Origin of the sequence: Senimuribacter intestinalis (genome assembly GCF_943192965.1) — a bacterium.
Lineage (GTDB): Bacteria > Bacillota > Clostridia > Peptostreptococcales > Anaerovoracaceae > Senimuribacter > Senimuribacter intestinalis.
Map to the genome: position 1 here is coordinate 1 of NZ_CALPCF010000007.1, position 24,999 is coordinate 24,999.

Consider the following 24,999-nt stretch of genomic DNA (forward strand, 5'->3'; position numbering starts at 1 on the left):
ATCCAAGAAAAAGGATGGTTTTATCTAATACGGGTGAAAGATTTTAATCAATATTCATCCGGTATTCTGCATGGCTTAGAGCTGCCGGATACTGATGAATTCCCTGCGGATACTCTGAAACAACTGTATGGCATGCGGCGGGGAATTGAAACTTCATTTAGAGATTTGAAATATACAGTATTTTTTTGACAAGGGAACGCTCTTGTCTATTTGTTGTGTTTTTAAATCTACAAAAAACAATTTATCAGCTTGAATCAAAGGGAAAGAAAAGAGAAGTTAATATCGCGAACAATACTAACTTATCTTTAAATCCCTTAACTTAATGCCATTGGCATCTATAAACCTGGGCTCTTCACTCTTGCCTTATGAACAGATTTCCATTTAGATACAGAATTTCCCATCTCGGAAAATTTCAGCCTGACTGCCGTCCTCACAAGTTGCGGTGCACGCCAGATCCTCTGTGCCGAACATAAAATCCACGTGGAGAGCTGAAATATTCAGACCTTTCCTCTCCAGTGCCTCCATGCTGCGGTCTTCTCCTAAAATCATATCTGAATAACCTGCTCCCAGCGCCAAATGGCAGGAAGCATTTTCATCAAAGAGGGTATTATAGAATAAAATCCCCATCTGGTTAATCGGTGAATCAAATGGAACCAGAGCGATTTCGCCCAGATAACGCGCACTTTCATCTTCTAAAATGCCGGCTAAAACGTCTTCTCCCACCTCTGCACTGTACTCTACAACCTTGCCATCCTTAAATACAAGGCGCATGCCATCAATAATATTGCCCGCATGAACAAATGGCATTGAGCTGTAAACGACGCCGTTTACTTTGTATTTATGCGGTGTGGAAAGAATTTCCTCTGTTGGAATATTCGGCGCAAACAGTTCACCGTCCGGTTCCGGGCAGTGGCAGATACCGCCTACGAACACTGTGTCATCACACAATTCTATCGTAAGATCTGTGCCAAGACCATTGCGCAGGTGAAGCCCGCGAACCCCCAGATTATTGATTTTTTTCACGTTCTCAAGCATTTCATTGATGTGCTTATCCCAACCATCAACACCGCTTTCCTCTGTCACATAACAGCATTTGAGAATCGCTTCCCATAAAGCATCCATTGCATCTTCTTTTGTTTTATCCGGGAAAACTTTCATTGCCCATTCTTCTCCCGGGATTGCGGAAGCACTCCACTTCACACGGTTGTCCTTTTTCAGGAAGCTCAAATCCTTCAAAGTCGCCGATGTAGCATTCTTCCATGTTGCGAGTCTTACATCTTCTACGTCGCGCAGTCCGTCCGGCGCGTCGTTGTTCAGGCGTAAAAAGCATGCGTCCTTTTCAGCATAAGACGTTCTTGCTTCGACCCACCAGTCCGGTACTTCGGACAGGGTCTCCATTTTCGCATGCTCCAGACGAATTTTGGTCAGCTGCTGGTCGGTAAAATGAATTACCACATCTTTTGCGCCCAGCTCGTACGCTTTCTTCGCTAAAATGCGAAGAAATTCAATGGCAGTTACTGATGTTTCTTCTACCACCAGAATCTGCCCCGCACGAAGACCTACTCCCCTCTTCAAAATCAGCTCCGCATAATTTTCTAATAATCGTTCTTTATTTTCCATCTAATCTATGTGCTCCTTTTGGTTCATGATACAAGCACTATAATGGTTATCGGATATTTCCACCAGTTTATAGTTCTCGTTTTTACAAGCCTCACAAGCATATTTGCATCTTGGATAGAATCTGCAGTACTCTGCCGGGTTAATCGGCGATGTAACCTCACCGCGCAAAAGTTCCGGTTCTGTGTCTTTCTTTGTAATGTCAATTTCAGGTATTGCCGAAAGCAGCGCCTGCGTGTACGGATGCTTCGGGTTTCTGAAAAGTTCCCCTGTCTCTGCCAGCTCAACGCACTGCCCCAGATACATAACCGCAATTTCCGTGGAAATATGCTTTACTACACTCATGTCATGGGTGATGAACATATAAGCAAGTTCCCGTTCTTCCTGCAAATCCATCATCAGGTTCAAAATCTGCGCCTGAATAGATACGTCCAGTGCAGATACCGGCTCGTCGCAGACGATAAATTCAGGATCTGTCGCCAGCGCTCTTGCGATACCGATTCTTTGTCTTCTTCCGCCGTCCAGCTCGTGAGGATAAGCGTTAATCAGACGCGGTGCCAGACCTACTACATCCATCAGTTCTTTTACTCTGCGGTGTACTTCCGCTTTCGTTTTGAACATTTTCCCCACTTCCATCGGTTCTCGGATGATTTCCGACACGGAAAGTCTCGGATTCAATGACGCATACGGATCCTGGAAAATCAGCTGCATCTTCTTTCTCAGCTGTTTCATCTTCGCTTTATTAAAGTCCGTAATCTTCTCTCCGTCGAAGTAAATTTCGCCGTCAGTCGGTTCTACGAGACGAAGTACAGTTCTTCCCAAAGTGGTTTTTCCACAGCCGGATTCGCCTACAACGCCAAGGGTATGTCCTTTTTCGATGGAAAAGCTCACATCATCTACTGCGTGAAGCAAGCCGGAAGGCGTTTTGAAATATTTCTTTAAGTGTTTTACCTCAATCTTCGGTGTATTACTCATGGCTTTCCACCTCCTCGAACAAATGACATCTGATGACATGCTCGCCATCCACATTTACTGCCTTTGGCACTTCAGTTCTACACTTTTCCATGCACTTTGGGCATCTCGGATGAAATACACAGCCTGTCGGCAGTTCCATCGGATCAGGCATCAGACCATCAATCGGTGAAAGTCGCTTCGTCTGTTTTTTCATATCAGGGATGGAACCGAAAAGTCCAACGGTGTACGGATGGTGTGACTCGCTCAGGAAAATTTCCTCTGCCGTTCCCGACTCTACGATAGTTCCCGCATACATCACTGCAACCTTGTCGCAGTTTTGAGATACGATACCAAGATCGTGGGTGATGAGAATCATGGAAGTTCCCAGGTTTTTCTTCAGTTGACGCATCATATGCAGCACCTGCGCCTGAATGGTAACATCAAGGGCAGTAGTTGGCTCATCGGCAATAAGCAGCTCCGGTTCCAAAGACAGGGCGATTGCGATTACTACACGCTGCTTCATACCACCGGAAAACTGATGCGGATACTCTCTCTTTCTGCTGGCAGGAATACCAACCATCTCCAGCATTTGATCCACTTTCTTTTCCATTTCTTCATCGGAAAGATCCGGCATGTGAATCTTAAAGGATTCCTTAATCTGGTCACCGATACGAAGTACCGGGTTCAGGCTGGTCATCGGATCCTGAAAAATCATAGAGATGCGGTGTCCTCTGATGGCACGCATTTCTGCCTCTGTGCGCTCCAAAAGGTTGCCACTTCCCTCAAACTGGATTTCTCCGCCGGTGATAAACCCGGTATGTTTTGGCAGAAGCCGCATAATAGCCAGCGCAGTTGTAGTTTTTCCGGCGCCAGTTTCTCCAACCAGCCCCAGAGTTTCCCCTTTGTCCAGGGAAAAGCTAATGTCGTTTAATACGGAGGATACACCGTCGTCTGTGCGATATTCCGCCGAGATATGATCAATACTCAATATTCTTTCGCTCAAAACAGCCACCTCCTAGTTTTTCATTCTCGGATCCAACGCATCGCGAAGACCGTCGCCAAGTAGATTCAGGGAAATTACCGCAAGGGTGATTGCAGTACCCGGAATCAGTACCAGATACGGAGCCTGACGCAGGAAATCTCTGCCTTCATAGAGCATCGTACCCCATTCTGACGCAGGCGGTTTTACGCCCAGACCCATAAAGCTCAAAGAAGCGATAATCAGAATAGTTGCACCCATTGCAAGGGTTGCCTGCACGATGATCGGACCGATGGCATTTGGAATGATATGCTTTATGATGATGTGCCAGTCGTTACTGCCGCAGCAACGAGACGCTTCGATAAACTCCTGATCCTTGATGGACAGAATCGAAGAACGAATGACTCTGGCAAATACCGGGATGTATGCGATAGACAGGGCTATCAAAAGGTTGGACATGCTCTGCCCCAAAGCCGCAACGATGGAAATAGACATCAGCATTGGCGGAATTGCCAGCAGGATATCCATCAGACGCATGAGAATATTGTCACGGAAGCCGCCGAAATAACCAGCGATTGCACCGATAATAGCGCCGATTGCAACTGCAATGGCCATAGCGATAATACTTAAGGTCAGGGAAATTCTTGCGCCGTGAATAATACGGGCGAAAACGTCTCTGCCGAACTGGTCTGTACCAAACCAATGGTCTGCTGACGGTCCTTCCAGTCTTGCGTCCATATCCTGACCGACTACCTGGGTGTCATAGTCAGCGATAAAGTCAGCACAGAGGGCCAATATTGCCATGGCTAACAGAATCGCAAGCCCCAGCATGGCCAGTTTATTTTTACGCAGTCTCATCATGATTGCCGTAAACTGACTGCGTGCTTTCATTTCATTTTCTTGTTTCTTCACGGTAATCACGCCCTTTCATACTGCGATTTGATACGAGGGTCAATATAAGCGTAGATAATATCGACAAGCAGGTTTACCAAGCTGTATGCGATGGTAACAAACATGATTGCCGCCATAACGACCGGCGTATCTTTCATACGAATACTGGTAATCAGAAGAGATCCGATTCCAGAAATTGCAAATACGGATTCAATTACTACAGTACCTGCCAGCAAGTATCCGAAGTCTACACCGATTACGGTGATAATCGGAAGGAGCGCATTGCGCAGGGAGTGCTTTAAGATAACACTCTTTTCTTCTGCCCCCTTTGCTCTTGCGGTACGGATATAGTCCTGTTTCAAAACTTCCAGCATAGTGGAACGAGTCATTCGCACAAGGGTTGCCATGGTTCCCGTGGAAAGGGTGACCGCCGGCAAGATATAGCCTGTGATATCGTGAAGACCTGTAGCTGGAAGCCAGTGTAAATTCAATGCGAAAACCAGCATCAAAACCAGTCCTAATACGAAGGACGGAATAGATGCGAAGATGAGCGCTGCCACAGTGCTGACTGCATCCACAAAGGAATACTGGCGCACTGCGGAAATTACACCTACCGGTACTCCGATTAAAGTTGCAAAAAACATTGCAACAGCTGCCAGTGTCAGCGTGGTCGGAAAGCGGCTTAAAATTTCTTCAAATACCGGAAGCTTTGTCTGATAGGAATTTCCGAATTCTCCCTGAAACATATCAACAATATACTCAAAATAGCGTACAAAGAACGGCTCGTTTAAGCCCAGTTCAGCTTCCAGTTTCGCAACCTGTTCGGGAGATGCGCTCTGCCCCAAAATTAGCTGTGCCGCATTTCCCGGTGTCAAATTCATGATGGTAAATACGATAAAGGAGATTCCTAGCACAACAATCACCATCATGCCCAGACGTTGTAAAATATACTTTACCATAATCTGTCCTCTCTTTGAAAACTTGAGGGTATCCCCATTTTCACTGTGAATACCCTCTTTTTGTCATTATAGCGGTCTTACTAACCGCAAGGTCTATTCGCGCAATTACCAGGACATTCTCTTGATTTTGTAAATGCCCAGTGCGTCTGCTGCAACGCCTTTCAGGTTTGCATTTGTTGTGATTGTGGTTGGCTCAAACACCAGAGACGCAACGTATGCCTGTTCGCTGATGTCTGTTGCAACATCTTCGTAAGCAGCCTGTTTTTCATCACCTGTCAGTCTTGCCGCATTTTCCAGTTTACCGGAAAGTTCATCACTGACAACGTGAGTGATGTTGCCGGTTCCGCCGTAGCAGTCTTTATGGAACTGGCTGTACAGCAGGGAGTATGCGTCAGTAAACATTGCGCACCAAGAGGAAATTGTCATTTCGTAGTCGCCTTCAGAATATACATCTGTGGTATATGCGCCAGCTTCCATGATATCGATTTCAACTTCAATGCCTGCTTCTTTCAGGTCTGCCTGAATTACCTGAGCAACCTTCTGAATCTTCGCATCTTCTTTAATCTTAATTGTTAATTTCAGGTTTTCCTGTCCTGCTTCTTTCAGCAGTGCCTTAGCCTTGTCCAAATCATAGGTGTAGCCTGCTACTTTATCGGAGTAACCATCGCAGGTCGGAGAAATGGAGCTGTTTGCAGCAGTTCCGTTTCCTTCCAGCGCACCCTTAATGATGTTTTCTCTGTTGATTGCGTAGTTGATAGCCTGTCTTACTTTTACATCATCAAGTGGTTTTGCTTCGATATTCATGTTCAGAGACAGTACAGCAGCAATGTCGGTGCTGTAGAATGCCAGGTTTTCATCATCTTGTACTACGGAGATATCGGAGTTGTTTACATTTAAGAATGCGTCAGTTTCGCCTGCCTGCAGTGCAACAAGACCAGTGTTCTTGTCAGTAATTGGTTTGAAAGTTACTGTCTTGATTGCAGGTGCGCCGCCGAAGTATTCTTCATTTGCTTCTACAGTGATGTGGTCGCCGTTTACCCATTCAACGAATTTGTAAGCGCCGGTTCCCATCGGAGCTCTTTCTACAGCATCTTCGCCATTTTCTTCAGCATAAGCTTTGCTCATGATGGAGAAGTAAGGGGAAGCAAGGCTTCCAATCATAGCGCCGAAAGGCTCTTTTAAGCTTAATTTCACTGTGTAGTCGTCTACTTTTTCAACCTTATCGATGGCTGCAGTCATATCAGCTGCCCAGCCTTTTTCGATGGTTCTGTTGATGGAGTATACTACGTCGTCAGCAGTCATTTCTGTTCCGTTATGGAACTTTACACCCTGACGAAGTTTAAAGGTATATTCCATCTCGTCGTCGGAAATCTCATAGCTTTCTGCCAGTGATTCTACATATTCACCGTTTTCATTTGCCTCTACCAGATTATCGTAGATTGCATATGTAACGGTAAATGTGCTCATCATAGCGATTGCCATAGGATCCAGAGAGTTTGGTTCTGCTGATAATGCCCAGTTAAGGTCTGTTCTTGCTTCAGTATCATCTCCGCCACCGCCGCAGCCAGTCAGAGAAGCCAAAGCTAACATACAAATCAGCAAAAGAGCAATTCCTTTTTTTGTTCTTGCTTTCATAGTTGTTCCTCCTATTTTGGAACTCAGTTCCATTTTTCTTTTTTATAATAGTAAACCATTTTCAGAAATTTGTCAATATCTTTTTGTGAATTTTTATTTATATTTTCGTATATTTATTTTGTTCGTGACAGATTTGACATCTCTCGGTTTCCTTGTTACAATGAACACTGTATAACCATTAGAAATTAATTGAGGTGAAGGACTTGAAACAACCACTTATTACGTCTGACACAAAGAACAAGGAATTCTCTAACTCCATTGATAAAACGCTCAGTGTCATCGATTGTATTTTTGAGGAAGAAGGTACTTTTATCGATATCCAAAAGAAACTCAATCTTCCGAAAGCAACTTTACATAGAATCCTACAATCTTTGGAGAAGTATGGACTGATTGAAAAGGTAGCTCCGACAGACCACTACCGTCTTGGACTGAAGTTTATTTATTACAGTGAAGCAGTAAAGACCCGGCTTTCTATCCCCTCTATCGCACAGCCCTTTTTACAGTCACTCTCTGCCTCTATCGGCGAGAGTGCAGGTCTAACTGTGCTCTTTCAGGAGCATTGCCTGTCGCTGGCTTCCTGCCGGGGAGAAGAATCAGCACTGACTTCCAATCTTCTTCCATTTCCTACGCTAAACTGTTGTTCTGCCGGAAAACTGTTTCTGTCATCCTGGAGCGATGAACAGCTAACAGAGTACTTTTCAAATGCACATTTGAAAAAACTGACACATAACACCATTATCACTTACGACGACTTTAAAAAAGAGCAGGCTAAAATCTTAAAAAACGGCTTTTCTTGTGATGACGAGGAAAACGAATACGGTCTATTCTGTCTCAGCGTGCCTCTCTTCAATCATACTGGACAAATCAATGCCAATATTGGCATTACTGCACCAAAATCTCGTCTTTTCACAAAGGATGTCGATGCGATTATCCTTCAGCTAAAAGATACCGCCCGTGAAATTAGCGATGTTCTGATAAAAACTAAGTGCGTGTGTCCGTATTAAGGTGCAGGCAGCTCAGCGCCGACCCTTACATGGAGGCTGTTGCCGCAACAAAATACATATTTTTAAAGAAAATCCCGAAAATATGCACACCAGTCTGCATATTTTCGGGATTATTGTATTATTTATGCACGTTTCGCACTGCAACCCATCAGTTATCACGCCATTTCACGCTTTTTTATCGTTGAAAATGCATATGAGAAGAAAAATCATTAAAAATATGCACAGTCTCTAGAAGATTTGTGCATATTTTATGTTGTTTTTCTGGAGATATGCACAAGCCCACTGTTTCCCCGCCATCTAAACGAAAAAGAAATCAATGATTCTGTTAATTGTCATGGTGTCTATACTGCCGTCCATGTTATCAAAGGTAAATATCACGTCTTTCCATGGCACATATCCATAGCGCATATACTGCTGCATTTTCCAGACCAAACTATTACAATAACCCGGATCACCCAACATGCCGCAATGCTCCAAATATTTAAAACGATTCTCGCTTCGTACTGCAATTTTAAAATCAGGAACGATTTCCTTACCTCCAAGGAGCATCGGCTCCTCGTAGTGGTATGGAATTCTTCTTTGATATAGAATATCCGCCACAATCAGTTCAGATTTCGAGCGAACCATATCGCCTTTCATCGTTTTATGAATCAAGTGTTCCGGATATTTCATACTTCTATCATAATGCTGATTGCCCCAGTTTTCCCCATCTGCAAAAGCTACTATTTTAGGAAGTCCTTCTAAAGTGGAAAACTTATATGCTCCTGGAAGGCTGTCCATCACAGCTTCCGGCATGTAATCCTTAAAATTTTTCAGATATTTATCGGCGGCTTTGATGTTATTCTCCATAATCGAAATAGATTTCTCCAGAAAATAACGCTGCTGCTTGCCAGCTACTTCTTTATTGTCAACTCTACCGATATAGTCATGGCTCTCGGCATCATAATAGTACTGTTTATCACCACGATTTGACATAAACATTCTGCCCTCAGGCAGACCTTTTAATGCCTTTCGGTATTCACTACACAATTTCTTCTGATTTTCTAATTCCCACTGGACATAGTCTTTACTGCTTTTCATCGGTCCCCTTTCGATCCTATTAGTTACATTTAATTCCATATTTGTAAATAAATTATACACAATTATTTCAAAAAGTCAACCATTATTTCATCGCTGACGCTTGATGAAAACGCACCTGAAATCCTGAATGCTGATGTCCCTAAGCATCTCATCTCCTTTGAAAAACGACCTCGCCACAGGGCGAGGTCGCAAATTAAAATCTTTTTTAAGCCTCCGGCTTTTCTGCTTTCGGTTCAGCAGGTTTTGCCGGCGCTTTCTTTACGCGCATATTGTTGATTGCGCCTGTCGGACATTCTTTTGCGCAAAGTCCGCAGTTCTTGCACTTGTCAGGGTCGATTCTTGCCACGTTGTTTTCCACTGTGATTGCCTCGAACTTACAAGTCTTTTCGCACTTCTTGCAGCCGATACATCCGTTAGTGCAGGCCTTTCTGGTATCTGCGCCTTTTGCTTCAGATTTGCACTGAACCACAACCAGGTTCTTAGCGCTCTGAATTTTGATAACGGAGTTCGGGCAAACCTTTGCACATGCGCCGCAAGCTACGCAGTTATCTCTGTTGACAACCGCTACGCCGTCGCACACGTGAATCGCGTCAAAGTCGCATGCTGCAGCACAGTCACCAAGACCGATACAGCCATAAGGGCAAGCGGAAAGTCCGCCGAAAAACTGCTTTGCAGCAGAACAGGTCTGTACACCTGTATATTCCATGATGGTCTTTGCTGCATCCTTAGTACCGTTGCACATCACAACTGCCACCTGTTTGTCAGCAGAACCTGCTTCAACGCCCAACACTTCCGCAAGCTTTGCGGCAACATCTGCGCCGCCTACAGGGCACATGGAACAGCTGAGTGAATGATCCTCAGCCAGAGCATTGGCATAATCGTCGCAACCGTTATATCCGCAGGCACCGCAGTTGGCGCCCGGAAGTTCCGCACGAAGCAGTGCAAACGTTTCATCAACAGGTACGAAGAACACTTTGGAAGCGATGGTCAGAATGACTGCGCAGACAAGACCAATCGCAACTACAATTAAAACTGGTGTTAACATTTCATTCGCCTCCTATCTTACTGGAACAGTCCGCTGAAGCCCATGAAGCCCAGGGACAGCATAGCAGCAGTAATTAATGTAAGAGGAACACCTCTGAATGCCATCGGCACGCCATCTTCGTTTTCCAGCTTGCTTCTGACACCGGCAAAGAGAATCATTGCCAATAAGAAACCTACGCCGGCGCCGAATGCGTTGCAGATGGACAGTAAGTATCCGTAACCGGAATCGATATTGTTGATGCAGACACCCAGTACCGCGCAGTTGGTGGTAATTAACGGAAGGAATACGCCCAGCGCCTTGTGCAGGGATGGGATGAATTTCTTCAGCATCATTTCAACCAGCTGCACCAGCGCAGCGATAACCAGGATGAAGACTACAGTCTGCAAATATCCAATATCAAATTTGTTTAAAACCTGCTGAATTGGCCAGGTCGCGATTGTCGCAAGCACCATTACAAAGATAACGGCGATACCCATACCTACCGCGGAATCCAGTTTTTTGGATACGCCCAGGAATGGACAAATACCAAGGAACTGTGCCAATACATAGTTGTTTACAAGAATCATACTCATGATGATAGTAATTGCTTCTAACATACTTCTTCAGCTCCTTTCTGACAATCTTTTTCTTTTCTTGCGCCGCCGCACATTGCAGCCATAGCGCAACCTTCACAGCCAAATTCTTTCTTCTTCAGCGCCTTGCCCTTTGTAAAGTAGTTTACAGCGGCAATGAGCACACCGAATACGAAGAATCCGCCCGGAGCCAGATTGAAAATTCCCATGCCTGGAACGATATTCGTCAGAACTTCCTGTCCGAACAGTGTACCTGAACCGAAGAATTCTCTAATCAGACCCATAACGCCCAGCGCCAGGGTAAATCCAATACCCATACCGATACCGTCCAGTGCGGAGTCAAACGGATTATTTTTGCTTGCAAACATTTCTGCTCTTCCCAAAATGATACAGTTTACTACAATCAATGGAATAAACAGACCCAGTGAAGCGTACAGGGAAGGTACAAATGCCTGCAGCAATAACTGAACAACCGTTACAAATCCTGCGATTACTACAATGTAGCACGGGATACGAACTTTGTCAGGAATGATATTTCGAAGAATAGAGATTACGATATTGGAACAAATCAGTACCGCCATAGCAGATACGCCCATTCCGATACCGTTAATTGCAGAAGAAGTAGTTGCCAGTGTCGGACAAGTACCCAGCAGCAATACAAGTACAGGGTTTTCCTTAATGATACCTTTGGTAAGGATGCTTAACTTGCTTGGTTTCTTTTCCATTATTTAGCACCTCCTACAATCTTATACTGTTCTAATGCACAGTATACGCCATAGTGTACCGCATTAGAAGAAATAGTCGCGCCGGAAATGTGATTGATGGCAGCTTCATCTTTTGCAGATGTGGAAGTAATCTCATCAGAAGATTTTCCTTCATACTGATACAGATGTCCATCGTGATCGTGGGCTTTGGTTCCAAGACCCGGTGTATCCGCGTGGGCAGTTACCTTAACGCCGGTAATCTTGCCGTCCGCATCAATGCCAATCATCTCAGTCAGCACGCCGCCGAAGGACTTAGTATTTACAGTAATCACCATACCACTTCCATTGTCTGCGATGTAGCACTCCGTTGCATATACCTTGTCAGGATCCGCAACAGCCAACTCGCCGTCATAGGCAGTGAAAGAATCTGCTGCCGGCAGAAGCTCTGCTCTCGCCTCGTTTGCAGATTCAATTGCATTCTTATCGATGATTGGCTTCGCAACACCGTAAGTTGCAGCAAGAGCTGCAGTGATTACTAAACAAATCGCTACTAAAACAACGATAGGTGCAACATATTCTTTGAAAGTATTGTTATTTTTCATTTTTCTTTGCACCTCCATATGTTAATTTGATGCACAGCTGATCAATCAGCGGCGTCATAATATTCATCAGTAAGATGGAGAAGGATACGCCTTCCGGATATGCACCCCAAAGTCTTACAACCATGGTGATGATACCGCAGCCAACGCCCATGATGACTTTACCCAGAGACATAATCGGGGAAGTCACATAATCAGTTGCCATGAAGAACGCACCCAGCATTACGCCGCCTGCGCAAACATGGAAAATTGCCATGTCCAGGGCACTTGCATCCACATCCCCTGAAAAGCTGTAGTACAGGAATGCGATAACAAATACAGTACCGATAAAGCATGCCGGAATAATTGGACTGATGACTTTTTTCCAAATCAGGAACAGCCCGCCAGCCAGCAGCGCCAATGCGGAAACTTCGCCCATAGAACCACCGATGAATCCGAGGAACATTTCAGCGTTGGACGGAAGATCGGCAGCACTGCCTTCCGCAAGCACGCCAAGCGGCGTTGCACTAGTTACTGCATCTGCTTCCGCCATTCTTGGAGTCGGCCATGTGGTCATTTCTGTTGCAAAGGAAATGAACAGCACAATTCTTGCTGTGATAGCAGGGTTTACGATGTTTCTGCCAATACCGCCGTAAAGCTGTTTTACGATGATAATTGCAACAAAGCATCCAATGATTGCCATCCAGTACGGGAAGTTTGAAGGCACGTTGAATGCAATCAGAACGCCCGTCAGAGCGGCAGATAAGTCTCCCGCAGTCTGTCTCTTTTTCATGGCTTTGTTGTAGAGCCATTCAAAGCCTACGCTGGCAACTACGCAAACCAGAGTTAACAGGATTACACGCATGCCAAATACGTAGATACTTACCAAAAACGAAGGCACTAAAGCAAGGATTACCATCAGCATGGTTTTGCTTGTATCCATCTTGCTCACTAAATGCGGTGCGGAGGATACTGCCAGATTATTATAGTATGTCTTATCCATTATTTAATTCCAGCCTCCTTTACAACGCCTTTTCCAAGCTTATTCATGAAGCCCAGAGGTCTTCTCGCAGGACATACATAGGAACAACTTCCGCATTCCATGCACTGCATTACCTGAAGATCTGAAAGTCTCTGTGCATCTCTGCGCTCGTAAGCTTCTGCTAAAGCAGTTGGCAGAAGATTGAACGGACATGCCTTATGGCATCTGCCGCAATTGATACAAGCGGTTTCCTCCGGAATATATGACTTTTCTTTGGAGAATGCCAAGATTGCATTGTTATTCTTCACGATTGGCATTTCGTCGGAGAAAATAGCTCTTCCCATCATCGGTCCGCCCATGATAATCTTCTTCGGCTCAGATTTATATCCGCCACAAAATTCGATTACATCGTGAATCTGTGTGCCGATTGGCGCGATGATATTTTTCGGCTGCGCTACTGCATCGCCGTCAATAGTCATTCTCTTGTTGATGAGAGGCACGCCAGTTCTGAAATACTGTCCGACAAAGGCAACAGATGTAACATTGGAAAGAATAATTCCAAGGTCAGCCGGCAGAACGCCCGCTTTCATTTCTTTGCCTGTAATTTCGTATACCAGTACACGTTCTGCACCCTTTGGATATCTGTCCTGAAGAGTGAAGGTGTGCATGTTGGAAAGCCCCTGCTCTGCAAACATCTGGTCGAGTTTTGCAATTGCATCAGGCTTGTTGGACTCAATACCTACATAAGCTTCGTCCAGATTCAGGTACTTCATGATCAGCTTCATACCGTCGATGATATCTTGCGTATCTTCTAACATACCTCTGTGGTCAGAAGTGATAAACGGTTCGCACTCTGCCGCATTCAGAATTAAAGTATGTACATCGTCAATATTCTTTGGATTGTACTTGATGTGAGTCGGGAAAGAGGCGCCGCCAAGACCTACAAGGCCGCTTGCTCTGACTGCTTTTACAAATCCTGCCAAATCATCTACTTCAGGAACTTTAATGTCCTCACTCATTTCTTGTTTTTTGTCAGTCTCAATTACAACTAACGTGTCATTACCGCCAACGGCCGAACGCTGGGTCTCGATACCCACTACGGTTCCGGACACGCTGGAATGGATAGGTGCACTTACGAAAGCATCCGTATCACCGATAAGTTGTCCCACCTTGACTGCATCTCCCTTGGCTACCAAGGGTTTACAAGGTGCGCCGATGTGCTGAGACATTGAAATCTTCACAATGTCAGGAATCGGCATAACTTCGGTTTCACAGCCGGCAGTGTTCTTATAGTGACCGGCGTCAATGCTGTGTAAATGCTTTGCATTTGCGCTCATAATTTGAAACCTTCCTTTCTAAAAATAGCTTCCTTATAATCATACATGGTATATTATACTACAACGTTTCGCAAAAATCATTACATTTTTACAAGAAAACCGCATTTCACAGAATTTTCCTACATGTTCTGGATAAATTATGTACGTAACAACATATGCGGCAAGGGATTGGTTCATTCCGCCAGATGGGGGGGGAGGCGTGATGCGGCGACCATTCTCATGGACCGACTTTATCAGCCGTCTTTATGAGTCGTCTATGGAGGAGGCTATACACACCATAAAACACCCGCCTGCAAATGCACAAGGCGGGTTAAATGTACGTTAATAAATATATGATCGTTAAATTCCAATCTGCGACCAATCGATATCTGTTTCATCAATAAAGCCGCTCTGCTCCGCTTCCTTTAACGCTTCCGCTTCAGATGCAGTGAGCTTTGTATAGTCCGGATCCCACGCTAGAACCAGTTTCTTGATGAACTCAAGTACAAAGTTTTGTTCGCTTTCAGGTAAGCTCTCCATTAAACGAGCTGCCTCTATTGTTATATTAGACATAAATTACCTCCATCCAACTAATCCCCCTATTTTAAGTTCATTATACAATACTCTATTAAGAAAATCACTATAAATTTATGAATTTATTTTGTAATAAATAAATTCTTGAGACTCAAAACGAGATATTTACTTCACCGCACATCCGGCATGCAATATCTGGTAAAACCCAGTCTGCTTTCCTGCAAATATGTACGACTGATTGATACAAAACTTCCATCTATTAATAGGAAGTTACTTTTTTCTATGGCGCTGACTCTGCCCATGTTGACAATCATGCTGTTATGACAGCGGAGAAAATTTTGCGGTAGCGCTTCCATTTCTTCAAACTTTCCGTAAAAGCTGCAAAGCACCTGTCCGCCGGTTCCACGTACCAGCACCTGCCTTTTCTGTTTTTCAAAGTAATAAATTCTGCTGTAGGGAATCACAAAGCGACCGCTTTTATTTTCCAAATGTAACAATCCGTAATGTTAATCATCTAAATTTTTCTTGTACTCCCTTCGCCAAACACTCACCTTTGCTATTTTCCAAAAAAAATAGAACTACAATAGTTTTCTGTAGTTCTTTACTCTATATTTCTTTAATAGTAAAAACAATCAGCTCCGCCTACCCCAAAATATCCATCATCTCGCATTTCAGTGCCCCGGACAGGCGAACGACAATTTCCGCCTGAGCCTTATTGATGTCCTTGCTTTTCCGCTCATAGGCACGAATGGTATTGATTGAAACACCGGACAACCCGGAAAGTTCTTCTTGCGTAAGGCCGCAATCTTTACGAACAATCTTCAGTTTACTGCCTGTCTGTGCAAAATGAGCATCCAGTACTTCATAAAATTTCCGTACATCGGTCTCGTGTAGTGTGTCGTAAAGCCCCTGCAGGGCATCGAAGGATACCGTCTCTAAAATATCCTTGAAGCTGCGTCCCGAATACCACTGATAATGAGTCAGTGCCCAGCCAATCCAATACACATCAGATTTTTCATAGGTTTCAATAACGTCTGCGTCAATCTGCTTTCCCACAGTCCGTTCCATAACTTCTGAAAAAAGTTCTATGCCGCTTTTGCCCGCAATATATTTCGGATTTCCGCTTTCAATCTCTTCCGCAATTCCTGACTGAATAAACATATGGAGAAATTCGTCTCCTTTGTAACCAAACTCTATTACAGCGTCATGAAGCATATTTCCGACTGATTTCGCAGCCTTACTCAGATATGTGGCATTGTAAACGGGGGTCATCATTTTTCATATCCTCTCTAATAATATCAAGTATAAACAAATCTTCTCGAAGCATCGCAGGATTTTTCTTTCTCTGTTGATAATTCTGTCTCGCCAAGCTGTCTCTTTGAGCGCGCTTGTAATAGTATTTCCGATAGTCGGCAATTTCATATTGCACAAACTCAATTTTGCTAAATGCTGCAGGAGAAAGCAGCACAACCTGCTCGCCAAGAGTTCCCAGTTCCATAGCAACACCCAAATCTCGTATCGAAATGGTATTGTTAATAAAATCTTCCGCAAAAGAAAAATAAGAATCGTCTGCTCGATACCCCACCATGATATCAACACCCTTGGTATCGGGCAAAAAATACTCCAGCAGATACTCCCTCGCACTTCTTGCTATATTACTGTTGATATCAAACTTGCGGTTCTTCAAAAGAATTGCCAGCCAATTCAATATGTTAAAGTTCCCCTTTGTCAAATGCATCACTTGCATCTCATCAGTATGAAGGATGTACTGATTAGAATAACCGTCCCTTTTTATAGGGCATGCCCACTCCTTTGCCAGTTCCATATTCTCAGTGCAATAAAATCCCTGCCCATAATCATTGTATGACTTTCCAATGCCATACGTAGGAATTTCAACAATCTGCTGTGATCCATGATAAATCGTAATATCCTTACTCATAAACCTCTCCAATCTATAATACCACAGTATCAGTTTTCTTCATTGTAATACTGTGGCATCAGTTTGTCAAGCCCTCAGCCCCGCTAATTCCACTCCCACAAGAAAAAACCGCCGTTCAAAAACTTGCGTAGCTTCTTTCCAACCCTCTATTGACTTTCATCTTCCAGCCGTTTAGAACAAACTTATAAGTTTAAAACTTTAGAGTTTAATAGCAAAGAGAACTTCACATATTTTACTGCAGAGATTATGAACTTCAGAATTTAAATAAACAATATAGTAAAAACAATTTTGAATGTATCATAATTTATGGGCGTCGCCGTGTTGGCAAGACCGCATTGATTAACCAATTTTGCAAAGATAAACCGGCCATCTTTTTCTCCGCTCTCAATGCTTCTTCCCAGGAAAATTTAGAAGCTTTATCGAAAGCAATATATGAGAAACTTCTTTCGTTTTTGGTATTGTTGTACTGCAAAACATATCAGCCATCAGTGCGGGTCATATTGACCGTATTTACGATTCTGTAATCAGTAAATATTTTCTGATTACATGGGTCTTATTTTTAAGCCGGTGTGCCGTGAATATCTTTTTCTTTACGCGAAAGTCTTTGCCAAGGGTCTAAATATCATTACCCTATTTTCTCGAAGAGCGGATTCACCCAAGGGCTGCAAGACTTTGCAAAACAAGGTGAAGTTATGCTTGTCACACTACAGGACATGTATAAATAAAAAACAGTTCTATAATATCATGTTCTTATCTTTCTTCCCTCCATCGTTCAAAGGACAGATATCTGGTTCCCTGAAAAGTCAGTTCCCCTACGTCTCCCTCAGCCAACATGCCGTATTCCGGTCCATTTACGGATAACTCCATACGGTCTCCGCTTTCGACCTGAAATGTCACATAATACCTCGTAGATGAAGTAGTTACAGTCCCACAGGCTTCACCGCCTGTTGCATGATTATGACGAGAAATCGCCGTCCTCCTCGAAACCACTTTCGCAGGCACCGTCAACCTCTGCGACTGATTGTTCTTATTCCATGTACTGACACCCTTTACTGCCGTGACAATAAAGGTTCCAATTACGATTACAAACACGACTATAAACATAACTCCAAATGCACTAAATCCATCACCATAATACATTTTATATATTGCTCCTCTCTACTCCACAATCTTCACACCAGACGAACAATTTCTATCATTTTTATTATATCATAATCATCATATAAAACTCAATAGATGCTTTCGCATCAATAGTCAAGCATGGGAATTAGCCCGAAGTCTGCCAATCTCTTGTTGCTTATCGCTTTGTTCCCCTTCGTTATAGCCTGCCACCCTCCCTCCACGCACTATCTGCAACGTCTGCGCCGCCAACTTCGCACAAATTTTTTCAAATTCTTGCGACCGCTCCTTGTAATACGCCAACTCAAGGAAGTTATTTTAAGAAAGCGGCGGCGAACGCCAAATCAAGGGATTTTTTAATGAATGCCAGCGCAAAACCCTGTTGATTTTGAAGAGTTGAGCCGTTCTCACTTCACTTCGCCGCAAGAATTCCATAATTTTTCCTTGAAATTGGCGGATTTACCAGTGCTAACGCAAAAATTTCAAAAAAATCATGCCTAATTGGCGTTCAGTACTTAATCCCCCGTAGCACCCCACGGCACAGTACAGTACAGACACAAAAATCTCAGAAACGTTGACAAATTCAACACTAGCATATCCTCCTCAAAAAACTGCTGCGCAAATTTCCTCACGCAGCAGTTTCTCTTTCTATTTCCTTTCCAGCTTTCCAAGCCCTTCCGCCCAGTAGCCCCAGCCTTCCGTAATCAGCTTCCGCCCTGCGAACATTGCGGCAAGAGACGGGTCCAGCGCCGGTGCGATCTCCACAACATCAAAAGCCATAATGTTCAGTCCACGGAACAGCTTTTCCAGCAGAGTCAGAGCCATACGGGAAGTCAGCCCACCAAACTGCGGCGTTCCTGTACCCGCAGCATAAGCCGGATCCAGTGCATCAATATCGAAAGTCAAATAAACCTGATTGAACTTTTTCATCTTTTCAATGCAGTCAGCAGCCACCGCTTCAATGCCCTCATGGTAGCAATCATAAGCGGTTTTCACCTGTATATTACCTTCCTTGTAAAGCTCAAACTCATCCGGCTCGATAGAACGGATTCCAATAAAGTACAAATTTTCCAGCGATTTTACGTGAGAAAGTTCCAGCGCTCTGCGCTCAGTGCTGCCATGAGAGAGCAAGTCGCCTTCCAGCGCCTCGCACAAATCCATATGTGCATCTATGTGAATAATACCAAATTCTTCATCGACTGCATCGTTAATGCCTCTCTCCACCGGAATGGTCACAGAATGGTCACCGCCAACCATGGTAAAGCGAACGCCTTTACGTACCAAATCCGCTACGTATTTCTGTACCTCTGCAAAGACTTCCTCTCTGTCGCTGCCCTCAAAGTCTCCACCGTCTACTACATTCAGAGTATCAAACCACGCAAGGCGCTCTGTGCATGGAGTAGAATGAAGAGTATTTGCACGCAGCATCTGCGGTGCCTCGGCTGCACCGCCACGATAGCTAACGCCTCCGTCATACGGAATACCGAAAATTACCACATCGGCATTTTCCTCTTTCATTTCTGGCCGGTTCAGACCGCACCATGAACTTTTATTCTTTGCAAATTCATTTTTTACTTGCATTATATTCACTCCTTTTCATTTACTGCCATACAATTTTAGCAATAACCGTGCCAGAACAGAAACCTTTTCATTTCAACTATTTTTCAACTACTCCGGCGGTCTATGAAAAAAAATTTACAACAGAAAGGTAAAATTTTTTACCACACCCTGTTCAGCAGCGTCTGATAATCAATCTGTAGCTTTTCAATTTTATACTTCAGTGCCTGTCTGGTAATCTGCAGGCTTGTAGCCGCCTGATTCAAAGAGGAAGCATTCCTTAAAGTTTTTTCCAGAATTTCTTTTTCATAACGGTTCATCATTTCTGCCAGACTGCCGGAAGGCTCCGCACTGCCGCTTTCGCCCAGCATGCCGCTTCCCGAAATCAAATAATCCGGCAAATCGGTCAGTCCGATGACATCGCCTTCGACCAGATTAAATGCGGACTCCATCACATTCCTAAGTTCCCGCACATTGCCCGGCCAGCTGTAATCCTGCAGCACCTTTTCTGCAAAAGGACTAACTTCCTTCACAGACTTTCCCATCTGCTTATTATACTGCCCAATAAAATGAGAACTCAGCAGCGAGATATCTTCCCTTCGTTTGCGAAGCGGCGGCACCAAAAGCTGCACCACACTGAGACGATAAAATAAATCCTGCCGCATTTTCCCACTGCCGATTGCCTCCTTCGGACTAACGTTCATGGCAGAAATCAGTCGCGTGTCTACCTCCGTGTAAGATTCCGCACCCACTTTCATATATCGCTGCTCTTCTACCGCCTTCAAAAGTTTCGCCTGCAGTTCAAGACTCATGGAATTAACCTCATCCAGAAACAAGGTACCGCCATCGGCAAGCTCGAAGAGCCCCTTCTTGTTTTCCGCACCGGTAAAGCTACCCTTTACCGTTCCAAAAAGCGTACTTTCGATGAGTGCATCGGGAATAGCCGCGCAGTTAAGGGAAATGAACGGTCTCTTTTTCCGCCTTCCATGACTGTGAATTGCCTCGACAATGAGTTCCTTTCCCGTTCCTGACTCTCCAATCACCATGACCGGCGAATCGTTTTTCGCGATTTTCAAAAGCTTTTCCTTCATATATTCCATATCCGGATTCTGCGTCACGATATCATCCGCCGTATAGAGTTTCCTTTTCTTTGAAATATCGTCCGTATCGTCAGGCAACTCTACAGAAAGGTCAATGCTGCCGATCAGTTCACCGTTATTTTCTATGGGGAATGTGCTGGTCATCGTAGTGTGGCGTCTGCCGGACGGCTCCGTCAGGGTCTGTTTCTGATTCAGTACCGGAAGTCCCGTCGCCATGACCTTTGCATGGGTGCTGTTGCCCTCATTCAGTTCAGGATATACCGCAAAAAGATTTTTACCTAAAATATCATCGGTGCGCAGATACTCTTTGTCCTCAGTCACCATCGCAGAGTATTCGATGATATTTTCTTTATTTACAATCAAAATCGCATCAATTCTGCCGTAAAGATTGGCAAATTTTTCCAAACTGTTAATCTGCATAGCTTCTCCACTCCTACTGAATTTTCAAAAATTCAAAGTTTCCCATTCTGTTTCCGATCAGTGTAACCTTTGTCATCCGTTACTCCTTTCCTACTGTGACTCTGCCCAAATCATCTATACCGATTACCTTTTCGCCTGCCTCTCGCAGCGCTTTTACATAGTCTATTACCGATTTGTCTATCACTTCCCCCGGACAAAGAATCGGAATCCCCGGCGGATATGGAATCACTGACGATGCACACACCCTGCCCGCCGCCATTTCCAGCGCAATTCGCTCCTTCTCCTTGGGTACTGGACGCTGCGCAAGGTTCTGAAAATCCCACGCTCCGTTTACATCACGCGCTGCCTGTTCACATGCCCTTTCCGGCACCAAAGAATGCGCTGTAGCAATTTTCCGAAGAGCATCAAGCAGTCGCTCATAGTCACATCGCCTATTTCCGATTCCAGTCATGCACATCACAATATTACCAGTAACCAGTTCTGCAAAAATCCCCTGCTCCATGAGCAGTTCCTCAAGTTCCAATCCGGAAATTCCGTAGGCACGCATGTCCAGATTTATCTTTGTATCGTCAAGCAGCGGATGCCGCATGATCCGCAGCCCATTAATGTCGGCAGCCCTTCCATAAAAATACTGTAAATCCTCTTTCCACTGACGAATCAATGTTTCACCTCTCCTTTCGAGAAGGTCAGCATTAATATCCAGCGACGCCATTAAAAGATAGGACGGGCTGGTGCTTTCAATAAGCTGCAGCTTATCCTCAAAATCATACTTGTCAATTCGGTCTGAGCAAAGGTTTGCCACAGCACTCTGGGTAAAAGACGTCAGCGTCTTATGGGTACTGTTAATCACGATGTCTGCCCCCAGATTTTCTGCCGCTTTTTTCGTACCGGCAAAAGCATCGAAGAACTTCAAATGCGCACCATGTGCCTGATCGACAATCAGAATCTTTCCCGCACGATGTACAACTTCGGCGATGGCAGCTATATCACTGCAGATCCCATAATAATTAGGACTCGGCAAAAGCACTGCGCTGCTGTCAGGATGCTGTACCAAACACCTTTCGATCTCCTCCGGGGTAATCTCTCCGGAAATCTCATATTCTTCTATCAATTCAGGATGCGCATAGACCGGCTGCCCACCTGCCATCATCAAACCGTTAAATACCGATTTATGACAGTTTCTTGCCATGATCAGCTTGCCATCCCTTGGTACCACAGTCATAATAGCCGCAATCAGCCCTGCGCTGCTGCCGTTGATAAGCAGATAACTTTCTTTAGAAGCATACATCGTCTTATACCGATTCATCGTTTCCGCTATAATACTCTCCGCCTGAAACAGATTGTCTGCCCCTGGTATTTCTGTAATATCCCAGTCCATAAAATGGTCAAGAAATTCCCCATACCCATTTTCCCTATAAATTGCCGCACCTTTGTGCCCCGGCATGTGAAAAGACACTGGCTCCGTCTGCCCATGTGCCTGCAAAAAATCTGCGATGCTCTGTTTCCTGTCCATGTTCATCTCCGTATGTTTGGTTTATTTTCATTTTGGTTTATTTTCACTATTTGATTTCATTTTATCATTGCCCGCACCGCTTGGCAAGAACCAACCCCTGCGAAGACACAGCAAAGGCATGAAACATCCCCATTAAAGCGACGCGGTCTTCTAAGAAACATTTTTCTACGACAAGCACAAACAATATCCGTGCCGATGCAAGCAGATATTTCAATCCGCCAACTTGAGAGGATTTTTTTGCAAGTATTGCGCCCTTCCCTCAAAAAACGCCAACGCAAGAAAAGAAAAATAAAGACGTAAAGTTGGCGTATGCAACTTATAACCTGTTCTTTCATGGGTTTGTCGCGTCTGCAATGGTATCAAGTCATTTTCAATTCCCAGCTGCTCCAAGGCTCTTCCCGCAAGGTCATCATACCAACTTTTGTTGCTGCTATAATTTTTGTCTTCTCCATGTTCAACCCATCTCTTTTGTGCTATACTTATTTTATCTGCAACACGCCCACCAAGACAGAAAGGAAATCCCATGGCATACTACAAACCCATTACCTGTAAATCTGCAATGAACCGGATTAACAGCAGATATCTGCCCTTTCATTGGGACCTGAATATTTACCGCGGATGTGCGCACCGCTGCCGATACTGTTATGCCCTATACACCCATGACTATATGGAGGACAATCGTTTTTTTGACACCATTTATATCAAACAAAATGTAGCAGACCGCCTTGCTGCAGAGCTTGCAAAGCCCCAGTGGAAGCGCGAAGTAGTCAACATCGGCGGAATTACTGACAGCTATCAGCCGATTGAAGCTGATATGCAGCTTATGCCCGAAATCCTGAAACTCTTAATCCAGCACAAAACTCCCTGCATCATCTCCACTAAATCAGATTTGATCTTGCGTGACTTTGATCTGCTGGAGCAGCTTTCCCGTATCACCTATGTCAACGTAGCAGCAACCATCACCACGACTGATGAACAGCTTCGTAAAAAACTGGAACCGGGCGGTGTGTCCTCTGTCCGCCGTTTTGCAATGCTCAAAGCTTTTGCACCCACAAAGGTTCATACCGGTCTTCATACCATGCCCATCATTCCGCTCCTTAGCGACAGTGATGAAAATCTGGAAAGTCTTTTTGCAGGCGGCGCAGACGCAAAGGTGGACTACGTCCTGCCTGGTCTTTTGAATCTCAAAGGAAAAACCAGAGACCATTTCCTCGAATTTTTTCACACGGAGTTTCCCGAAAAAATGGACGCATTTTTGACCTTTTACGGCAGAGGCGGCTTAGATAAGGCATACAAAAAGAGCTTTTATCAAAAGCTCTCAAAAATCAATGCAAAGTATGGTCTGACCATGGGACACCGTCTGCCCCAAAGCCTCCTGCAGCCTGTCGATGACGGCCAGCAGCTGTCACTGTTTTAGATACGTCAAACCCTTCAACTTATCAATCATTTGCTTTACAACGTCTTTACAATTTTAACGCGATTCTCCCACCAGTACTTCTGCCTCCACGGTAATCTCCCTAATGCCGCTTACGTCCAGTCTACTCTTGTCCACATCGAAGAGTAGCGGTGTCATTCGCACAAGGTCTGCAAGATGCTCTTTTCCAATTTCCATAGTTTTGCTGACAGGTGTTCTGCTTACCATCTCAAAATTTTTTTCAAAATAATCCAGTACTTCTTCATTGGAATAGGATTTGTTTCGAAGAAGCGGTGCTGCCGCCTTGCGCAGCTGCGACATATGAGAAGCACCTGGCACGACCTTCACCAGCACACCGCCCGGTTTCAAAATCCGCACAAACTCTTTGTAGTTAGCCGGTGTAAAAACATCCAAAATACAGTCCACACTCTGGTCCTTCATCGGGATATTGGTGATATCAGCTACCATCCATTTAACAGGTTGCGAGCTCTTTGCCGCCTGCTTGATTGCCTCTGTTGAAATATCAAATGCCAGAATCTGCCCACTGCTCCCTAGCCTTTCAGAAAGCTGCGCGGCATAATATCCTTCTCCGCAGCCAGCATCCAGCACGACAAAATTTTCATCCTCCGTCTGCTTCTGCGCCGCCCTTTCCTGCACCAGGCGTTCCACTGTTCCCACAACTTCTTCCATAATATGGCTGTAATATCCTGCTTGTAAAAACCGATAGCGACTGGCAAAAAACTCCTTATCATAGCCTTTTAACACTTTATTTTCCTGCAAAAGGTTCACATAGCCCTTTGCCGAAATATCAAAACGGTGCTCTTTCTTGCATACCAAACCGCCCCCATGAAAGCGGATTTTCTTTCCGCATCTGGGACACTGGAATAGGCTTTTCACTTCGTAAAATTTATCAATCTTTTCCATTCTGACTCTCCCTTTATCATGCAGACGAATTACATATTTTCGAACTTTTCATCGAAAATATGCACATTTTCTATAAGTGCCGTGCATATTTTCGTTAAAATCAACGAATTTATGCATAAATGACGCCAAAACATCTTCATAAATCCTTTACAATTCAGATAAA

At 44.4% G+C, this 24,999-nt stretch carries 25 protein-coding genes and 1 pseudogene; 4 read left to right on the forward strand and 22 right to left on the reverse strand.

Annotated elements, in window-relative coordinates; all coding sequences use genetic code 11:
- Nucleotides 1-189: pseudogene (locus NFR88_RS07590) on the forward strand (hypothetical protein); the annotation flags it as partial.
- 192 nt (nt 190-381) lie between these two features.
- Here NFR88_RS07590 and NFR88_RS07595 read toward each other — a convergent pair.
- The 6 genes from NFR88_RS07595 to NFR88_RS07620 all read right to left on the reverse strand — a co-directional run bounded on the left by NFR88_RS07595 (nt 382) and on the right by NFR88_RS07620 (nt 7,035).
- Nucleotides 382-1,620, reverse strand: coding sequence for an aminopeptidase (locus NFR88_RS07595; RefSeq protein WP_251614757.1), 1,239 nt, complete (start codon nt 1,618-1,620; stop codon nt 382-384).
- Nucleotides 1,621-2,592 (reverse strand): ABC transporter ATP-binding protein, encoded by a 972-nt coding sequence (locus tag NFR88_RS07600; RefSeq protein WP_161908538.1) that lies wholly within the window; start codon nt 2,590-2,592, stop codon nt 1,621-1,623.
- Nucleotides 2,585-3,574 (reverse strand): ABC transporter ATP-binding protein, encoded by a 990-nt coding sequence (locus tag NFR88_RS07605; RefSeq protein WP_251614760.1) that lies wholly within the window; start codon nt 3,572-3,574, stop codon nt 2,585-2,587. Before NFR88_RS07605 ends, NFR88_RS07600 begins: the two co-directional genes overlap by 8 nt.
- A 12-nt stretch (nt 3,575-3,586) precedes the next feature.
- Nucleotides 3,587-4,462: an ABC transporter permease gene (locus tag NFR88_RS07610; protein WP_251614763.1), complete on the reverse strand. Its 876-nt coding sequence runs from the start codon at nt 4,460-4,462 to the stop codon at nt 3,587-3,589.
- A gap of 5 nt (nt 4,463-4,467) precedes the next feature.
- Nucleotides 4,468-5,400: an ABC transporter permease gene (locus NFR88_RS07615; RefSeq protein WP_160202559.1), complete on the reverse strand. Its 933-nt coding sequence runs from the start codon at nt 5,398-5,400 to the stop codon at nt 4,468-4,470.
- 105 nt (nt 5,401-5,505) lie between these two features.
- On the reverse strand, nt 5,506-7,035 hold the full coding sequence (locus tag NFR88_RS07620; RefSeq protein ID WP_160202558.1) for an ABC transporter substrate-binding protein: 1,530 nt from the start codon (nt 7,033-7,035) through the stop codon (nt 5,506-5,508).
- A 203-nt stretch (nt 7,036-7,238) separates the two neighbouring features.
- Here NFR88_RS07620 and NFR88_RS07625 point away from each other — a divergent pair, with 203 nt between their 5' ends.
- Nucleotides 7,239-8,039: an IclR family transcriptional regulator gene (locus NFR88_RS07625; RefSeq protein WP_251614766.1), complete on the forward strand. Its 801-nt coding sequence runs from the start codon at nt 7,239-7,241 to the stop codon at nt 8,037-8,039.
- A 297-nt stretch (nt 8,040-8,336) separates the two neighbouring features.
- Here NFR88_RS07625 and NFR88_RS07630 read toward each other — a convergent pair whose 3' ends face one another.
- The 11 genes from NFR88_RS07630 to NFR88_RS07680 all read right to left on the reverse strand — a co-directional run bounded on the left by NFR88_RS07630 (nt 8,337) and on the right by NFR88_RS07680 (nt 16,789).
- Nucleotides 8,337-9,119, reverse strand: a complete 783-nt coding sequence (locus NFR88_RS07630) for a hypothetical protein (protein ID WP_160202556.1) — start codon at nt 9,117-9,119, stop codon at nt 8,337-8,339.
- A 205-nt stretch (nt 9,120-9,324) separates the two neighbouring features.
- Nucleotides 9,325-10,164, reverse strand: coding sequence for an RnfABCDGE type electron transport complex subunit B (locus NFR88_RS07635; RefSeq protein ID WP_251614769.1), 840 nt, complete (start codon nt 10,162-10,164; stop codon nt 9,325-9,327).
- A gap of 17 nt (nt 10,165-10,181) precedes the next feature.
- A complete protein-coding gene (locus tag NFR88_RS07640) occupies nt 10,182-10,760 on the reverse strand; it encodes an electron transport complex protein RnfA (protein WP_160202554.1) in 579 nt (192 codons plus the stop codon).
- Nucleotides 10,754-11,461 carry an electron transport complex subunit RsxE gene (rsxE, locus tag NFR88_RS07645; RefSeq protein WP_160202553.1) on the reverse strand — a complete coding sequence of 236 codons (708 nt, stop codon included), beginning with the start codon at nt 11,459-11,461 and terminating at the stop codon, nt 10,754-10,756. The genes NFR88_RS07640 and rsxE overlap by 7 nt, the downstream gene beginning before the upstream one ends.
- Complete coding sequence (locus NFR88_RS07650; protein WP_160202552.1) at nt 11,461-12,042, reverse strand: FMN-binding protein; 582 nt, start codon at nt 12,040-12,042, stop codon at nt 11,461-11,463. The genes rsxE and NFR88_RS07650 overlap by 1 nt, the downstream gene beginning before the upstream one ends.
- Complete coding sequence (locus tag NFR88_RS07655; protein WP_160202551.1) at nt 12,032-13,021, reverse strand: RnfABCDGE type electron transport complex subunit D; 990 nt, start codon at nt 13,019-13,021, stop codon at nt 12,032-12,034. Before NFR88_RS07655 ends, NFR88_RS07650 begins: the two co-directional genes overlap by 11 nt.
- On the reverse strand, nt 13,021-14,337 hold the full coding sequence (rsxC, locus tag NFR88_RS07660; protein WP_160202550.1) for an electron transport complex subunit RsxC: 1,317 nt from the start codon (nt 14,335-14,337) through the stop codon (nt 13,021-13,023). Before rsxC ends, NFR88_RS07655 begins: the two co-directional genes overlap by 1 nt.
- Nucleotides 14,338-14,676: 339 nt before the next feature.
- Nucleotides 14,677-14,889 carry a hypothetical protein gene (locus tag NFR88_RS07665; protein WP_160202549.1) on the reverse strand — a complete coding sequence of 71 codons (213 nt, stop codon included), beginning with the start codon at nt 14,887-14,889 and terminating at the stop codon, nt 14,677-14,679.
- 131 nt (nt 14,890-15,020) lie between these two features.
- Entirely contained in the window at nt 15,021-15,347 is a 327-nt protein-coding gene (locus NFR88_RS07670; RefSeq protein WP_251614772.1) for a LytTR family DNA-binding domain-containing protein, read from the reverse strand.
- A gap of 145 nt (nt 15,348-15,492) precedes the next feature.
- A complete protein-coding gene (locus NFR88_RS07675; protein ID WP_161908546.1) occupies nt 15,493-16,011 on the reverse strand; it encodes a helix-turn-helix domain-containing protein in 519 nt (172 codons plus the stop codon).
- A 76-nt stretch (nt 16,012-16,087) separates the two neighbouring features.
- Entirely contained in the window at nt 16,088-16,789 is a 702-nt protein-coding gene (locus NFR88_RS07680) for a DUF3990 domain-containing protein (RefSeq protein WP_251614790.1), read from the reverse strand.
- A gap of 227 nt (nt 16,790-17,016) precedes the next feature.
- Between NFR88_RS07680 and NFR88_RS07685 the strand changes: the two genes are divergently transcribed.
- Nucleotides 17,017-17,313 (forward strand): ATP-binding protein, encoded by a 297-nt coding sequence (locus NFR88_RS07685; RefSeq protein WP_160202567.1) that lies wholly within the window; start codon nt 17,017-17,019, stop codon nt 17,311-17,313.
- Between the two features lie 226 nt (nt 17,314-17,539).
- On the opposite strand, the gene NFR88_RS07690 is transcribed toward NFR88_RS07685, so the two are convergent.
- From NFR88_RS07690 to NFR88_RS07705, 4 genes are all read right to left on the reverse strand, one after another.
- The gene (locus tag NFR88_RS07690; RefSeq protein WP_251614792.1) at nt 17,540-17,929 is read right to left on the reverse strand and encodes a DUF2500 domain-containing protein; all 390 of its coding nucleotides are present in this window, start codon (nt 17,927-17,929) and stop codon (nt 17,540-17,542) included.
- A gap of 627 nt (nt 17,930-18,556) precedes the next feature.
- A complete protein-coding gene (gene speB / locus NFR88_RS07695) occupies nt 18,557-19,489 on the reverse strand; it encodes an agmatinase (protein ID WP_160202545.1) in 933 nt (310 codons plus the stop codon).
- A 137-nt stretch (nt 19,490-19,626) separates the two neighbouring features.
- Complete coding sequence (locus tag NFR88_RS07700; protein ID WP_161908547.1) at nt 19,627-20,985, reverse strand: sigma-54 interaction domain-containing protein; 1,359 nt, start codon at nt 20,983-20,985, stop codon at nt 19,627-19,629.
- A 79-nt stretch (nt 20,986-21,064) separates the two neighbouring features.
- Entirely contained in the window at nt 21,065-22,498 is a 1,434-nt protein-coding gene (locus NFR88_RS07705) for an aminotransferase class I/II-fold pyridoxal phosphate-dependent enzyme (RefSeq protein ID WP_251614795.1), read from the reverse strand.
- Between the two features lie 523 nt (nt 22,499-23,021).
- Between NFR88_RS07705 and NFR88_RS07710 the strand changes: the two genes are divergently transcribed.
- On the forward strand, nt 23,022-23,915 hold the full coding sequence (locus NFR88_RS07710) for an SPL family radical SAM protein (protein WP_160202541.1): 894 nt from the start codon (nt 23,022-23,024) through the stop codon (nt 23,913-23,915).
- Between the two features lie 54 nt (nt 23,916-23,969).
- Here NFR88_RS07710 and NFR88_RS07715 read toward each other — a convergent pair whose 3' ends face one another.
- Entirely contained in the window at nt 23,970-24,836 is an 867-nt protein-coding gene (locus tag NFR88_RS07715) for a methyltransferase domain-containing protein (RefSeq protein WP_251614797.1), read from the reverse strand.
- Between the last annotated feature and the right edge of the window lie 163 nt (nt 24,837-24,999).

Coding starts and splice junctions, on each gene's coding strand:
- speB (WP_160202545.1), bottom strand. CDS start 19,489: ATGCAAGTAAAAAATGAATTTGCAAAGAATAAAAGTTCATGGTGCGGT.
- NFR88_RS07640 (WP_160202554.1), bottom strand. CDS start 10,760: ATGTTAGAAGCAATTACTATCATCATGAGTATGATTCTTGTAAACAAC.
- NFR88_RS07615 (WP_160202559.1), bottom strand. CDS start 5,400: ATGGTAAAGTATATTTTACAACGTCTGGGCATGATGGTGATTGTTGTG.
- NFR88_RS07675 (WP_161908546.1), bottom strand. CDS start 16,011: ATGTTTATTCAGTCAGGAATTGCGGAAGAGATTGAAAGCGGAAATCCG.
- NFR88_RS07710 (WP_160202541.1), top strand. CDS start 23,022: ATGGCATACTACAAACCCATTACCTGTAAATCTGCAATGAACCGGATT.
- NFR88_RS07630 (WP_160202556.1), bottom strand. CDS start 9,119: ATGAAAAGCAGTAAAGACTATGTCCAGTGGGAATTAGAAAATCAGAAG.
- NFR88_RS07620 (WP_160202558.1), bottom strand. CDS start 7,035: ATGAAAGCAAGAACAAAAAAAGGAATTGCTCTTTTGCTGATTTGTATG.
- NFR88_RS07600 (WP_161908538.1), bottom strand. CDS start 2,592: ATGAGTAATACACCGAAGATTGAGGTAAAACACTTAAAGAAATATTTC.
- NFR88_RS07655 (WP_160202551.1), bottom strand. CDS start 13,021: ATGGATAAGACATACTATAATAATCTGGCAGTATCCTCCGCACCGCAT.
- NFR88_RS07705 (WP_251614795.1), bottom strand. CDS start 22,498: ATGGACAGGAAACAGAGCATCGCAGATTTTTTGCAGGCACATGGGCAG.
- NFR88_RS07680 (WP_251614790.1), bottom strand. CDS start 16,789: ATGAGTAAGGATATTACGATTTATCATGGATCACAGCAGATTGTTGAA.
- rsxE (WP_160202553.1), bottom strand. CDS start 11,461: ATGGAAAAGAAACCAAGCAAGTTAAGCATCCTTACCAAAGGTATCATT.
- NFR88_RS07715 (WP_251614797.1), bottom strand. CDS start 24,836: ATGGAAAAGATTGATAAATTTTACGAAGTGAAAAGCCTATTCCAGTGT.
- NFR88_RS07595 (WP_251614757.1), bottom strand. CDS start 1,620: ATGGAAAATAAAGAACGATTATTAGAAAATTATGCGGAGCTGATTTTG.
- NFR88_RS07690 (WP_251614792.1), bottom strand. CDS start 17,929: ATGTATTATGGTGATGGATTTAGTGCATTTGGAGTTATGTTTATAGTC.
- NFR88_RS07635 (WP_251614769.1), bottom strand. CDS start 10,164: ATGTTAACACCAGTTTTAATTGTAGTTGCGATTGGTCTTGTCTGCGCA.
- rsxC (WP_160202550.1), bottom strand. CDS start 14,337: ATGAGCGCAAATGCAAAGCATTTACACAGCATTGACGCCGGTCACTAT.
- NFR88_RS07650 (WP_160202552.1), bottom strand. CDS start 12,042: ATGAAAAATAACAATACTTTCAAAGAATATGTTGCACCTATCGTTGTT.
- NFR88_RS07665 (WP_160202549.1), bottom strand. CDS start 14,889: ATGTCTAATATAACAATAGAGGCAGCTCGTTTAATGGAGAGCTTACCT.
- NFR88_RS07700 (WP_161908547.1), bottom strand. CDS start 20,985: ATGCAGATTAACAGTTTGGAAAAATTTGCCAATCTTTACGGCAGAATT.